General features: G+C 36.2%; 14 protein-coding genes. 4 read left to right on the top strand and 10 right to left on the bottom strand.

All coding sequences use genetic code 11. The features are described 5' to 3' along the window. Positions 1-89 precede the first annotated feature (89 nt). Positions 90-893: an amidohydrolase gene (locus ACREVU_RS03385; RefSeq protein ID WP_431550216.1), complete on the bottom strand. Its 804-nt coding sequence runs from the start codon at positions 891-893 to the stop codon at positions 90-92. A gap of 664 nt (positions 894-1,557) precedes the next feature. On the opposite strand from ACREVU_RS03385, the gene ACREVU_RS03380 reads away from it, so the two are divergent. After that, positions 1,558-2,028 carry an Lcl C-terminal domain-containing protein gene (locus ACREVU_RS03380; RefSeq protein WP_431550215.1) on the top strand — a complete coding sequence of 157 codons (471 nt, stop codon included), beginning with the start codon at positions 1,558-1,560 and terminating at the stop codon, positions 2,026-2,028. Here the strand turns inward: ACREVU_RS03380 and ACREVU_RS03375 are convergent. From ACREVU_RS03375 to ACREVU_RS03350, 6 genes are all read right to left on the bottom strand, one after another. Next, entirely contained in the window at positions 2,025-2,483 is a 459-nt protein-coding gene (locus ACREVU_RS03375; RefSeq protein WP_431550214.1) for a TspO-related membrane protein, read from the bottom strand. The two genes, ACREVU_RS03380 and ACREVU_RS03375, sit on opposite strands and share 4 nt — an antisense overlap. A 274-nt stretch (positions 2,484-2,757) precedes the next feature. After that, entirely contained in the window at positions 2,758-3,708 is a 951-nt protein-coding gene (locus tag ACREVU_RS03370) for a carbohydrate kinase family protein (protein ID WP_431550213.1), read from the bottom strand. A 159-nt stretch (positions 3,709-3,867) separates the two neighbouring features. Beyond that, positions 3,868-4,980, bottom strand: a complete 1,113-nt coding sequence (locus ACREVU_RS03365) for a substrate-binding domain-containing protein (RefSeq protein WP_431550212.1) — start codon at positions 4,978-4,980, stop codon at positions 3,868-3,870. A gap of 89 nt (positions 4,981-5,069) precedes the next feature. Then, positions 5,070-6,290, bottom strand: a complete 1,221-nt coding sequence (locus ACREVU_RS03360) for a sugar ABC transporter permease (RefSeq protein ID WP_431550211.1) — start codon at positions 6,288-6,290, stop codon at positions 5,070-5,072. Next, a complete protein-coding gene (locus ACREVU_RS03355) occupies positions 6,287-7,855 on the bottom strand; it encodes an ATP-binding cassette domain-containing protein (RefSeq protein ID WP_431550210.1) in 1,569 nt (522 codons plus the stop codon). Before ACREVU_RS03355 ends, ACREVU_RS03360 begins: the two co-directional genes overlap by 4 nt. 126 nt (positions 7,856-7,981) lie before the next feature. Beyond that, positions 7,982-9,196 carry an ROK family transcriptional regulator gene (locus tag ACREVU_RS03350; RefSeq protein ID WP_431550209.1) on the bottom strand — a complete coding sequence of 405 codons (1,215 nt, stop codon included), beginning with the start codon at positions 9,194-9,196 and terminating at the stop codon, positions 7,982-7,984. Positions 9,197-9,518: 322 nt separating this feature from the next. Here ACREVU_RS03350 and ACREVU_RS03345 point away from each other — a divergent pair, with 322 nt between their 5' ends. From ACREVU_RS03345 to ACREVU_RS03335, 3 genes are all read left to right on the top strand, one after another. Then, positions 9,519-9,968 carry a MarR family winged helix-turn-helix transcriptional regulator gene (locus ACREVU_RS03345; RefSeq protein WP_431550208.1) on the top strand — a complete coding sequence of 150 codons (450 nt, stop codon included), beginning with the start codon at positions 9,519-9,521 and terminating at the stop codon, positions 9,966-9,968. Between the two features lie 31 nt (positions 9,969-9,999). Next, entirely contained in the window at positions 10,000-10,263 is a 264-nt protein-coding gene (locus ACREVU_RS03340) for a GNAT family N-acetyltransferase (RefSeq protein ID WP_431550207.1), read from the top strand. Positions 10,264-10,531: 268 nt separating this feature from the next. Beyond that, a complete protein-coding gene (locus ACREVU_RS03335; protein WP_431550206.1) occupies positions 10,532-10,966 on the top strand; it encodes a MarR family winged helix-turn-helix transcriptional regulator in 435 nt (144 codons plus the stop codon). A 196-nt stretch (positions 10,967-11,162) separates the two neighbouring features. On the opposite strand, the gene ACREVU_RS03330 is transcribed toward ACREVU_RS03335, so the two are convergent. The 3 genes from ACREVU_RS03330 to ACREVU_RS03320 form a co-directional block, all read right to left on the bottom strand. Next, positions 11,163-11,432 carry an MBL fold metallo-hydrolase gene (locus ACREVU_RS03330; protein WP_431550205.1) on the bottom strand — a complete coding sequence of 90 codons (270 nt, stop codon included), beginning with the start codon at positions 11,430-11,432 and terminating at the stop codon, positions 11,163-11,165. Between the two features lie 189 nt (positions 11,433-11,621). Continuing rightward, positions 11,622-12,578, bottom strand: a complete 957-nt coding sequence (locus ACREVU_RS03325; protein WP_431550204.1) for a carbohydrate kinase family protein — start codon at positions 12,576-12,578, stop codon at positions 11,622-11,624. A gap of 17 nt (positions 12,579-12,595) precedes the next feature. Beyond that, complete coding sequence (locus ACREVU_RS03320) at positions 12,596-13,270, bottom strand: YczE/YyaS/YitT family protein (RefSeq protein WP_431550203.1); 675 nt, start codon at positions 13,268-13,270, stop codon at positions 12,596-12,598. Between the last annotated feature and the right edge of the window lie 94 nt (positions 13,271-13,364).

Raw genomic sequence — 13,364 nt, 5'->3', positions numbered from 1 at the left:
TTCAAAAAGTATTTTATGAATATATTCGACATAAAATTAAAAAATCCTTTTTGTAAATAATTGTAAATTAATATCTTTTTAGTAAATAATTAGTTTTGAAATTCATTCAGCGGAATATAAGTTAAATGTAATACATCTGCATTAGCTTGTACAACATTTGGTGAAATACCTCCCGTATTAGTAATAGCATAGTGAATTCGAGCTTCAGGAATAATATGTTCTCTTAAATAATTTACACCTATATCCATTAGTTCAACTGCATCTAAGGCACTTCTTCCTAAATGTGGTGAAAGTGCAGCATGAGAACTTATTCTATGGAATTTGAAGTATGATTGTATACATGCAAGAGTAGTAAAATTATTAACAGCAGTCATAGATGAGGGGTGCCAGGTTAAGGCAATATCCACATCATCAAATACTTTTTCTCTTGCCATATATACCTTACCAGAGCCGCCTTCTTCAGCAGGACAACCATAATAACGAATTGTTCCTTGAATATTACTATCCTTAAGATATTCTTTAACCGCAACTACAGCTGCCAGTGAACCTGACCCTAGCGCATTATGTCCACATCCATGGCCATTTGCACCTTTAATCACAGCCTCTTCTTTTGCAATTTTTGATTTCTGATTTAAATTAGACAATGCATCAAACTCGCCTAATACAGCAATTATAGGAGTACCTTGTCGAAAGCTTGCTATAAAAGCTGTTTCTATACCACCTACACCTTTTGTGACTTTAAACCCTTCATCTTCAAGAACAGAACATAAAAGCTCTGAGGATTTGAATTCTTTAAATCTTATTTCTGCATAGTCCCATATTTTATCACTGACATCTATAAATAAATCTCTTTTGTTTTCTATTACAGAAACTATTTTTTCGCTAACGCTCATTTTAACACTCCTTTAAATATCTCGTGTAGCATAGGCTAAACGAATTAATTTTACTTGTTTTATTGATATAATCCAATAACTCCTATATAGAAAGTATTCCTAACACTTCTCTGCTCATTACAATAAATTTTTTTTGCTTATTATCTGAAGATTAATGTATTCTATTTAGGTCATGACCATAACTAAAATATACCTTATTTTATTATATGTCAATAAAGGATTTAAGATATTAACAAAAGAGAATTAAGTGATTCAAGGTGGTTATGTAATAACGAGAATCCCTGTCACGCTACTACACAACCAAAAACATATATAAAAGTCATGATTTTTGTATCTCTCTTCATCTCTATATGAGAATAGTACAAAGGCCCCAAAAACACAAATGTCATAGTTCAAAATGAAAACATCACAAATTCGCATACAATAAGTGTAAAATATTTCCTGAAATTTCACATAGATTTCACAAGTAAACTTTATTATAGTTATAAAGAACTAAAATACAAAATTGAATTAGCGTTAACATACGCATCAACAAACTATTGGAAATAAAAAGGAGGATATATGAAAAAAAATTTTGCACCAATTTTATTTCAACAAATGGTGCATGTTATTTTCCGCGGTTGTGCTACTTACGGGAGGATTTTATCTCTGGCATAGCCCATTTATGAAAAGCGACAATCAAGACAAATCAGTTGACACGGCAGTGAAAAAGCCCGGAGCTGTAGGGGGTCAGAGAATCCCCAACCCCAGCGATATAGACCGGTATACCGATAATGAAGACCAAACGGTAACTGATAAAAATACGGGACTTATTTGGCAGCAAAACACCACATCGGGCTTAAGCCTCTCAGAAGCAACATCCTATATAGATGAATTGAATAAAAAAGATTCGAGTACCTGGAGACTTCCTACGATGCCTGAATTAGCGATGCTTTGCGACAGGAGCCTGAGCAGCCCTGCAGTGGATCAAAAATACTTTCCTTCACTCAGCGTAGATAAGTATTGGACTTCGTCGACTTTGTCCTCGGGAGGCCGTCAGTGGTATGTAGATATGTCAAGCGGTATGACGACGTATGACGAGCCGGAGATCAATCATGCCATCATTCTGGTTCGGACGATGGATGAGAAAAATTAGATTGCTGATACTAAAGCTAAGAGAACTATTCCAATTAATGAAACGCTCTGTAGCAATATAGTGTTCCCATTTGTAGTTAATTGAGCATTATAGATCCCGAAATAAGCCCATGCAATAGGAATTGGGAATATAGCATTTTTAATGTTTAATACTACCAACGCTGTCAAAACTACTGCAACAAGAAGAATAGCTACACTCCAAATTTCAGCCGCAACACCAAATCTACCCCCTTCGATCTTTACCAGCCAAGCGGATATATTTACAACAGTTGCTATAAAAAGCCATCCTGAATACAAACCAAAAGTAAGAGGGAGCAACCAACGTTTTTGAGACTGAATTTTTCCAATTCGCTTTGTAATCAAAACCAGGATAATTAAAAAAGCAAAAATAAAAATTGTAGACAAACCAATTATATTATAAGAAAAACTTAGCAAGTAAAAACTAGCTATATTCATTTAAATCCAGTTAGAGCAAGCATGGTAAATAGACCAGAAGAATATGAATATAGTAGCTATCGCATGTACATTGGTAAAAAAGAAGAGAAGTTAATATCTACTAAAAGAATACTTTCGCTTTAAAGATAACAACAAAAGAAAATTATATCTAGACTTTGTAGAAAGTGATATAAAATTAAAAGCAGATATCATCGCAGTTTCCTGTACACGGAAATTTTTCCTATCTGCAAATAAATAACTATACTAAAAAAGTTCCATTAAGGACGTTATTAAATTAAAAAGTTTTTCTTATATCTTCTAATGTAGGCAGTTGGTGAATGACACCTTTTTTAGAGGTTATATAAGCCCCCACTTTATTGGCAAAATCTATCATTTCCCTTAAATCTGCACTTCCCAGCTGTTTGTAGCCAACTTCTAGCACTCGATATAAAAAACCACCTATAAATGCATCCCCAGCTCCTGTAGTATCTACAACATCTACCTTGTATCCACCGGCTACACTTACTGAACCGTCCTTGGTATAAATTCTGGCACCATCAGGACCTAAAGTATAAATAACATATTCAACATCTCCTACAAAAAGACTTTTAATTGCTTCTTCTTCATCTGCTATACCTGTAATAAATTTTAGTTCTTCATCACTAACTTTTAGAATGTTGGCCTTGGGAATGAATTCTTGAACCGTTTCTATCAATTCCTCTTTGCTTTTCCATAGCGGAAATCTTAGGTTCGGATCAAAACTAATCTTCCCACCCACTGCCTTCATTGCATCAATAGCTTTAATATGTGCGTATTTCACAGGTGCTTCAATTAAATCCACCGAACAAAAATGTAGAATGTCTCCCTCCTCAAAAACATCCGTCTGTATCTCGTCTGCTTCTAGCAGCATATCAGCACTTGGATTGCGATAGAAAGAAAAATCTCGATTACCATCTGCAGCTAAAGATACAAATGCTAAAGCAGTATTGGCTTCATCTGTATATGTTACATAGTCTATTCCCACTCCTGCTTCTTGAATGGTATCAATTAGGAATTCACCAAAAGCATCCTTGCCCACTTTCCCTATGAAATGGCTCTCTATACCAAGCTTTGATACACAGGCTGCCACATTAGCCGGTGCACCACCAGGTGCTCTGTCAAAGGTGACCACTTCCTTTAACGCACATCCTTTTTCATGTGGAATAAAATCAATTAATATCTCACCAATTGCATATAATTTACCCATAAAATTCCTCCTCTTATCTATTTTGGATATTACTATCCATGCTAGGCGCACTCATAACAAAAGTACCAATCATAAGATCGGCACTTTTGAAAGTATTCTTAATTTATCTTCTGCTTACTTTACAGTGAGTAGTTCATGAATATAGGTTCTTAGAATTTCCTATTTAAGTAAATCTAAGCGGCCTTGATCATTAGCGAATGTTTCTTTTATATTTTCTTTGGTAACAACAACTGGAGGAAGTGCGTAGACATTTACCTCCTTCATGCCATTGTTTACGGTTACGTCAGATTTAGGCATACCATTGCCTGCTTGTAATGATTTGATGATTTCAATCGTTTTGCTTACAAGCATGTCTGTTGGCTTAGCTACAGTTGAATACTGTCTGCCAGACCATATCCACTTAATTGTCTCGTTCTCAGCGTCGAGCCCTGAAGTAATAGGTAGCTTTTGTCCAGCATTCTCAGCTGCAGTAATGACCGCACGAGCGATGCCATCGTTTGGACAAAGAACACCCGCAATTTCCTTCTTTGAGTAGGAACCAGAAAGGAGAGAGTCCATACGGCTTTGTGCTTTGGCATTGTCCCAATCAATAGTAGCACATTGCGTAAATTTAGTTTGACCTGACACTACTACTAATGTACCATCGTCAATCTTAGGCTGAAGTACTGACATAGCACCTGTGAAGAAGTTTGGAGCGTTAGGGTCAGCAGGGCCGCCTCCAAATAACTCTATGTTGTAAGGACCCTTGCCCTTATTAGCAGCCAATCCAGCTAATAAAGCATTTCCTTGTTGCTCGCCAGTCTTGATGCTGTCGAACTGAACCACGCCTTCAACACCGGTTGTGTTCTCGATGAGGCGATCATAGCCGATAATTTTGATGCCGGCTGCCACTGCTTCTTCCAAAACAGACCCAAGCTGGGAACCGTCAACAGGACCGACAACAATTACTTTGGCACCATTCTGAATCATTGACTCGATTTGTTGTTGTTGTGTGGGAACTTTATTGTCTGCTTGCTGAACGATTACCTTGAAGCCCGCAGTCTTCAATTTGCTTTTAAACATCTCGTCTGCTTCTGCCCAGTTCTGAGTTCCAAGCCAAGGCAATGCAACACCTATAGTTGCGTCTGCGGCAAACCCACCACCAGTTGAAACAGTTGTCTCAACCGGTGTCTTAACAGTCTCCGTTTTATTTGCTACTGTTTTACTACCACAACCTGTCAGTCCCATTACCATGAAAAGTGATACTACTAATAACGACATTGCTTTTTTCATTTTAAATCCCCCTCTTTTAAGTCTTTCGACTAATTATATAATCCCAGGCATCAGTCTATCAATAACCACTGGTGGCCAGGTAATTACTTTCATAAAGGTAACTTCTTTTCTCCAGAAAATACTCTTCCTATGATAGATTGGCGACCCTGCTGTTTGCTGTAAACATCAAAACCAACCGCTGCAAGCAACACCAAACCTTTAATAACCTGGGTTTGATCAGAACCAACACCCATAAGCATAAGCCCCGAGTTGAGGACAGTCATCACAAGTCCTCCAACCATCGTAGCTAAAATGGTTCCGACACCACCAGAAACAGCAGCCCCACCAATAAAGACTGACGCAATGGCATCTAATTCCCATCCAATGCCATCCGACGGACCGGCGGCAGTTGATCGGGCCACAAACATGATTCCGGCCAAAGCTGCAAGCATGGACATATTGAGCATAGTCAAAAAATATATTCTTTTGACATTTACACCGGACAGTGCGGCCGCGTTTTTATTACCTCCGACAGCATAGATATGGCGGCCAAATCTAGTGTACTGGGTGATGATGTGGTAGATAATGACCAAAACCACAAGAATCAGTCCTGGTATGGGGAAGGATGTGCCAGGACGCCCGGTGCCGAAAATTCGTGTAATGTAACCGATAGCTACACCCACCAAGACAATCCGAACAATCACCGGCCAAATCACCTCTTTTTTTTCGGACAGTTTTGACGAACGATTATACTTGCGCAGTTGTGCAAAAGTGAAAGCAACGAATGCGATTATTCCGAGCAGCAATGTCGAGTTGTTCATCCCTGTGGAAACAGGCCCCCAATCGGGCAAATATCCCGAACCGAACACTCTGAGTTCCACCGGAGCCGGCACCGAGATCGACTTTGAAACCCAGATAACGCCGCCACGGAAAATCATCATACCTCCCAATGTTGTAATAAATCCAGGAATACCGAGCTTGGCCAGCCAGAACCCCTGCCATGCTCCAATCATAGCGCCGACAGCAAGGCCAAGGAGCACTCCTAGCCACCACGGAATTCCCAAATCTCGCACCGAAAGAGCCATTACCATTCCGCAGAAACCAGCCACCGAACCGACAGATAAATCAATCTGTCCAATTACGATGACCATCAACATTCCAATTGCCAGCACCAACACATACGAATTACCGGATATCACGTTCTGGAAGTTTGAAGAAGTAATCATTTTCCCCCCCGAAGCAATATTAAAGATGATAGTAAGTACCACTAAGGCAATCACCATAGTGTAATCCCGGAATCCGCTACCTAGTATTTTCTTAATATATTTCATAATGCCTTATCATCCTTTCTTGTTTTAGACTCTAACCCAGAGATTTTTGTCATCATTCGCATGAGTTTTTCCTGGTTGAATTCTTGTCGGTCTATCACGCCCGTTACTGTTCCCTCAAAAATTGTGTAAATTCTGTCCGATAAACCAATCAGCTCGGACAACTCGGAGGAAATGATTATGACCGCTTTCCCCTTATCTGCAAGCTCGTGGATTAGGTGATAAATTTCGTACTTTGCGCCGACATCTATCCCACGAGTGGGCTCGTCAAGAATCAAAACATTCGGTTCAGTAAACATCCACTTACCTAGAACAACCTTTTGCTGGTTACCCCCAGACAAGGTTGTCACGTTAAAATTAACACTTTGTGTTTTAACATTTAAGCGACGGCGATACTCCTCGGCAACCTGAAATTCCCGCTCCAAATCAAGAAGCCTGCCACGCAAAATTGCCCTTAGATTTGCCGAGACAGTGGTTTTGCGGATGCTGTCTAGCAAATTGAGCCCAAGATTCTTACGATCCTCAGGCACATAAGCAATACCATGACGGATTGCGGAATCAACTGATGTGACGTGAATCTCCTTGCCTCTGATTTTAATAGAGCCTCCATGGAAGATACCGTAATTTCGTCCAAATATAGACCGCATAAGCTCCGTTCTTCCAGCACCCATAAGACCGGCAAACCCGACGATTTCTCCGGCTCTGACAAAAAAACTAGAATTCTTACATATCATCCGACCCGGGTTATTGGGATCTTCCACACACCAGTCAGATACCTCAAAAATAACCTCTCCAATATTTGATTCATGAGTGGGAAATCGATTTTCAATAGAGCGTCCTACCATAGCGCTGATTATGCGATCCTCATCAACGTGTCCCGCTTCAACGGAGTAGGTTTCGACAGTGCATCCATCTCGGATGACTGTGACAGCATCAGATATCGCTGCAATCTCGTTGAGCTTGTGTGAAATCATGATACATGTGATGTCTCGATCTTTTAAGCCGCGCATGAGACTTAGCAAGTTGGCAGAGTCGGCCTCATTAAGCGCGGAGGTCGGCTCATCGAGAATTAGCAACTTAACGTTTTTGGAAAGTGCCTTAGCGATTTCTACCAATTGTTGCTGGCCTACTCCCATGTGCTTAATCAAGGTATTGGGATTAAGCTTCAGCCCTACCCTATCAAGCACCTCTACCGTTCGATCCCGTTCGATGTCCCAATCAATTAACCCATGCTTTATATACTCGTTTCCCAAAAATATGTTTTCCATAATAGATAGCTCTGGAATCATTGCTAACTCTTGGTGAATAATAACAATACCAGCACGCTCCGATTCTTTGATGTCCTTAAATACCATTTCTTTTCCCATAAAGATAATCTTTCCTTCATAAGTACCATGAGGATAAACACCAGAAAGAACATTCATCAAAGTTGATTTTCCTGCACCATTCTCACCGCAAATTGATAGAATGCTGCCTCGATGTACTTCAATCGTCACATCGTCGAGCGCGCGCACTCCTGGAAAAATTTTGGTAATGCCTTGCATTTGTAGGATTATAGGATGTTCCATATTAACACTCCTTTTTTTGCTCGTACTTTGCAAATAATATTATTTCGATTCTCTGTAAAATTCACCTGTTATGATATGGTGTCAAAAGTTTTGCCTTCAATTCATATTACATAATTTCAGAAATAATCATTTGCCAGCCTTAGAAAACTTACTGGGTAGCTGTAACACCTTATTCGTTGCTACGGCCGCTGCACCATAAAGTGTTGTGTCTATCTTGAGGTTAGATATTTTAATCTGCACACTGTTATGCAGTTCAGGAATAACACGTTGCTTTACCACTTCCCAAATTGTAGGCATCAACAAATCCCCCCCCTGAGATACGATATCTCCAATAATAATAATGTCAGGGTTATATGTGTTTATCAGATTAACACAACCGTAACCGATATACTCCGCTGTCTCTCGCACCACGTCAATCGCCTTTTGATTGCCGGCACGCGCCGCTTCAAAAACGAATTTGCAAGCATCGCTGCTTTGTAGTGTTCCTATGGAAATACCTTCCAGTGCATGTTTTTGTGCATTCTCCCATAAGGCAGAAGCCGAGCAATACATCTCAAGGCAACCATAATTTCCACATTCACAGCGCGGACCGCAAACGTCTACACTAACATGTCCAATTTCACATGCACAACCTTGCGCACCCAAAAGAGGTCTACCGCGCTCTATAATACCACAACCCACTCCATCTCCTACCAGAAAATAGGCCATCGAACTCAACGACATATCATGCCTTCCAAATAACCATTCTGCCAACACGCCTGCGTTTGCATCATGCTCTACAAATACAGGCCTGAGAAACTCTTCTTCCTTGAATTCCTCAATAAAATTGATTGTGTTCCAAGCAGTCATTTTGGTTACCACCGCAATACGCCCTTCGTCACGCAAGTAAGGCCCCGGAACGGCAATCCCAATAGATACTACATTTTCATACTTCTTCAAGATATCGTGTAACTGCTTCTTCATATCAGAAATCACCCTTTGAGGCATTTCATCAAGCGAATACTTCGTTTCGGTTTGTGTGTATATTTTACCCGATATATCGAACACACCTATTGCGAACATCTCTCTTGCAAATTTTACCCCTATAATTTGATGTCTGTGGGCATTCAGTCTAAGTCCTATTGAACGCCGGTTATCAGTACCCGTTATAATACCTACCTCAACTACAATACCCATTTCAATCATCGAAGCAACTATTTTTGAAATAGCCGCCTGAGTAAGCTGCGTTTGTCTAGCAATGTCCGCCCGAGAACACACCTTTTTTTGTTGTAATATTTTTACAACAGCAGAACGATTCATTTCGGTCAAATCGCTATTATTTTTTCCTATCGAAATTCTCATTATACCTACCATCCTCTTATTTTTTCATTGGTTAATACTCTTTATGATTAACTCCGTTAATACATTCACTGTGTTATTAGTTTAATCCAATATCATTACATTGTCAACATTTTTTTACATTTGTAGAAATTATTAGTATAAAAGTCAATTATATGTACCCCTACATGCCTTATTAGGCAAAAGATAGAAAAATGTAGCTTATGGATGGTTCTGTTAAGTTAGTGTTATTTTAGCCTATTTTTACATAAATGTAAAAATAAGTACCCCAGGGGTATTTGCGAGGGAGGAATGACCAAGCTTGCTATTATGGAGATGAGAAAATATGTTTAAATCTTATGATCAAGATATTGGAATGTTATCCAACAAAATTAATAAGAAACTAATACATTATCTTAATAGCAAACTTGAAAAGTTTAATATCACAACTGAACAGTGGTTAGTATTAATAAGATTATCTAAACAGAACAAAGTAAGTCAAAAAGATTTAGCAGAAGTTTCAAGTAAAGATCAGTCTACTTTAACTAGAATAATTGATATACTTGAAAGAAAAAACTTTATTGAAAGGCATCCCAATAAAGAAGACCGGCGTTCCATTGCTATACATATAACAGCTGTTGGGTTAGATACTTCTAAAAAAGTATATCCTTTTTTAGAGGATATATTTAAAGATATTCTTAAAGGTATATCTGACGAGAGGCTGGAAATATTTAATGAGGTCTTTTTACAAATTGATGAAAATATAGACTATTTAAAACGGAGCAGTCAGAAGTAGAAATAAAATTGACTAATTTGAGGTGAGTTAAATGCAAGAAGAAATAATAATTGGGTTTCTATTATGTGGACATGATGGAATACGAGGTTTTATTTACCATGTAGCTGTTTATGATAAATATGAAATCAGAAGAATAAGCAAAATGATGGTAGATCGTTCATTGTCAGAATTAAAAAAAGTTGGAATTAATACAGGTTATATATTTACCCCAAATAGCACTTTTGGTTGTGAAGAATTTTGGGACTCCATTGGATGGACAGTAATTCCAGATAAGATATCTAAAGAAAGCATATAAGACTTACAATGATTAATGTTTAGCAAATCATTTATGTGTCTAGTTGTAATTTCTCTTTTAAATTCTTTATTTTCTGTTTCTGTTACGAGCATTGCTCTAAATTCATTGTTATTCATTTCAAAAATTCCTTTGTAAATATAGTTTGTTATAAAACTAATAATAATCGAAACATAGTTTTATATCGAACTATGTTTCGATTGCTTTTTAGCTTATAGCATACTATAATTAGATAGATAATTTAAATTAAATTAAAGATAGGAGCCTAATTATGAATGATAAATATATAATATATTTTATAAGCAAAACTAAGAAAAAAATGACTGGATTTATTGAAAAAGCATTAAAAGAAAAAGGGTTAGATGATTTGGCACCTACATATGGCAATATCCTTACAGTATTATATAATAATAATGGAAGATTAGGTATGAATCAAATAGGGAAAACAATAGGAAAAGATAAGTCTACGATTACAGCATTAGTTAATAAGTTATCAAATTTAGGATATGTAAAAAAGGAAAAATGTATAGAAGATAGAAGAGTAACCTACATAATTTTAACAGAAAAAGGTCGATCAATTGAAGACAAAGTAAATGATATTTCTGGAAAAGTGAATTTAATAGCTTATAAAAATTTTTCAAAAAAAGAAAAAGACATTTTTCTTTTTTTGTTGAAGAAGATGAATAATAACTTTGATGAAGAATAATCTCCCATTATAATTGTCCTTTCTGTTTTTCAATCTGATATTCTATTTGTTTCTTTAAATTATTAAAGTAATTTGCTATTCCCACCTCACCTAATATAAATGGATTGGCTTCATGATTTTTTCTATTTCGAACAGTTTCTAAATTTACATATCCATTTTCGCAAAATAAATGTGCTGTAATTTCAACACTTACATTCTATGCTTGCGCATATTCTTCAAAATGATCAATAGATTTTCGATATTCTAATTTTCCTTCTAAATCATTTGGAGCTCCAGTTCCTCCCCATTGCGCTACTTGATAAGTCACTCCATCTTCCTCTACAGGAAAAATCAAAGATACACATCCTGGAGTGTGACCAGGGGTTTCTACAATAGTTACCGTAGTAGCACCTACTTGTATTTTTTCTCCATCACTTATGGTAATATCAACACTACATTTTGGCGATCGTGGTCCATGTCCATGCAAAAATTTATAAAAATTTTATGCTAAAGTCTTTTTAAAGAAGGCGAGAAGATACGGGTGTGTTTTAATGAATAGTTAGCTAGTAAAACTTAGTGTTTACTAGCTATTTTTCTGTAAAAAAGCAATGTGAATTCTTAGCAAAATAAATTCCCTTTGTTACTTATTTAAAATATGTTAAATTTGTTCTTTAAACTATTTTAACATTTGTATTTCTTCAAGCATTGGTAGAGAAGCTATAGCTCCAAGCTTTGTACATGTAATAGCCCCAACTTTATTACTAAAAAGTATTATGTCTTTAATAGTATCAGGATTATTCATGAATAATTTTGGATTCTTTAACTGTGAAAGTTTATAAAGAAATGCACCTACAAATGCATCACCAGCTCCTGTTGAATCAATGCATTTAATTTTTATACTATTGATTATGCTACTTCCTTCATTGGTAGAAATTAATGTACCTGCATTTCCAAGAGTAACAGCTACAACTTTTGCACCTAAACTATGAAGAAACTTAACACCTTCATCTATATTTTCTTTACCTGAAATTATTTTTATTTCCTCATCACTTACTTTAACAAAATCTGAATATTTAAGACATTGTTTTGATATTTCTATAAAGTCACTCAATCTATTTTTCCATAAATCTATTCTATAATTAGGATCAAAAGAAATAAAAGCCTGATTTTCAAAAGCAAGTTCCATAGCTTTTAAATAAGTTTCCTTTGAAGGTCCACCTAAAAGTGCTGTTGCAGAACCAAAATGTATTATCTTAAAAGAATTTAGTTTATCAATATCTAGCTCATCTAAAGTTAATAATTCATCTGCACCTCTATTAAAAATAAAATCTCTTTCTCCATCTTTATTTAACGAGACAAATGCTAAGGTAGTTTTAGAATTTTTATCAAGAATAAGCATAGAAGTATCTACTCCAGCTTCCTCTAATGTTTCCTTCAAAAACATACCAAAGTTATCATTACCAACTTTCCCTGCAAAATATGCTTGTCCTCCTAACTTTGATATAGCCGCTGATACGTTAGCTGGTGCACCTCCTGCTTTTTTTATAAAATTTTCTCCTTTAGTTAAACCACTATTAATATCTGAACAAATAAAATCAATTAACAATTCACCAATACATAGTATTTTATTCAAAAATACGCCTCCTAAATTTAAGCACTTAAAGATATACTTTCTTCATTTTCATGTTTATCTTCAGTTTGATTTTTAACAATAACATTTACGAACTTTTCTCCATATGGAAGACAAAATTGTATGAATGGACCTATTAACAATGCAGATATTATTGTACCTATTCCCAATATTCCGCCCAGGGTAAATCCCAGTACTAAAAAACTAACATCTAATGCCATACGAATCCAACGATATTCTAAATTAGTTTTATCTTTAATAATAAATGGAACAATATCATTTGGTGCAACACCCAGATCACTTGCTTTAAGTATAGAAAATCCAATTGCAATTAAAGCACAACCGAATATAACTAAAAGTATTTTTATACCAATATTTAAAGATTCAATTGGGAAAAATGAAACAGCTTTTACTCCAAGGTCAATAATGGGTCCTACTCCAACAACGCATATAATTGTGCCTATCTTTATACGCTGTCTTTCAACTACAAGTATTATGCAAAACAATACAAATAAAATAATCATATTAGCATTTCCTGGTGTTTTATTTAATAAAAATGATAATCCTTGAGTGAATAAAGTAAATGGATCGGAACCAATATTAGTTTTTAAAAACAAGGCTACTCCAATCTGTATAATACTCATTCCTACAAAAAATATAATTAGTCTCTTAATTAGATTTATTTTTTTAGTCATATTCTCATCTCTTTCTTTATATTTTATAGTTGCTTAACTTACTGTAACTTTAGAATAAGTTTATTCACTTTTCTGCTTTGATTAAGTATAAAAT

This window comes from Clostridium sp. (genome assembly GCF_050717535.1).
GTDB lineage: Bacteria > Bacillota > Clostridia > Clostridiales > Clostridiaceae > Clostridium_AD.
This window is presented reverse-complemented; position numbering and strand designations above follow the sequence as displayed.

Coding starts and splice junctions, on each gene's coding strand:
- ACREVU_RS03320 (WP_431550203.1), bottom strand. CDS start 13,270: ATGACTAAAAAAATAAATCTAATTAAGAGACTAATTATATTTTTTGTA.
- ACREVU_RS03350 (WP_431550209.1), bottom strand. CDS start 9,196: ATGAGAATTTCGATAGGAAAAAATAATAGCGATTTGACCGAAATGAAT.
- ACREVU_RS03355 (WP_431550210.1), bottom strand. CDS start 7,855: ATGGAACATCCTATAATCCTACAAATGCAAGGCATTACCAAAATTTTT.
- ACREVU_RS03370 (WP_431550213.1), bottom strand. CDS start 3,708: ATGGGTAAATTATATGCAATTGGTGAGATATTAATTGATTTTATTCCA.
- ACREVU_RS03375 (WP_431550214.1), bottom strand. CDS start 2,483: ATGAATATAGCTAGTTTTTACTTGCTAAGTTTTTCTTATAATATAATT.
- ACREVU_RS03340 (WP_431550207.1), top strand. CDS start 10,000: ATGCAAGAAGAAATAATAATTGGGTTTCTATTATGTGGACATGATGGA.
- ACREVU_RS03385 (WP_431550216.1), bottom strand. CDS start 893: ATGAGCGTTAGCGAAAAAATAGTTTCTGTAATAGAAAACAAAAGAGAT.
- ACREVU_RS03365 (WP_431550212.1), bottom strand. CDS start 4,980: ATGAAAAAAGCAATGTCGTTATTAGTAGTATCACTTTTCATGGTAATG.
- ACREVU_RS03360 (WP_431550211.1), bottom strand. CDS start 6,290: ATGAAATATATTAAGAAAATACTAGGTAGCGGATTCCGGGATTACACT.
- ACREVU_RS03335 (WP_431550206.1), top strand. CDS start 10,532: ATGAATGATAAATATATAATATATTTTATAAGCAAAACTAAGAAAAAA.
- ACREVU_RS03345 (WP_431550208.1), top strand. CDS start 9,519: ATGTTTAAATCTTATGATCAAGATATTGGAATGTTATCCAACAAAATT.
- ACREVU_RS03380 (WP_431550215.1), top strand. CDS start 1,558: ATGAAAAGCGACAATCAAGACAAATCAGTTGACACGGCAGTGAAAAAG.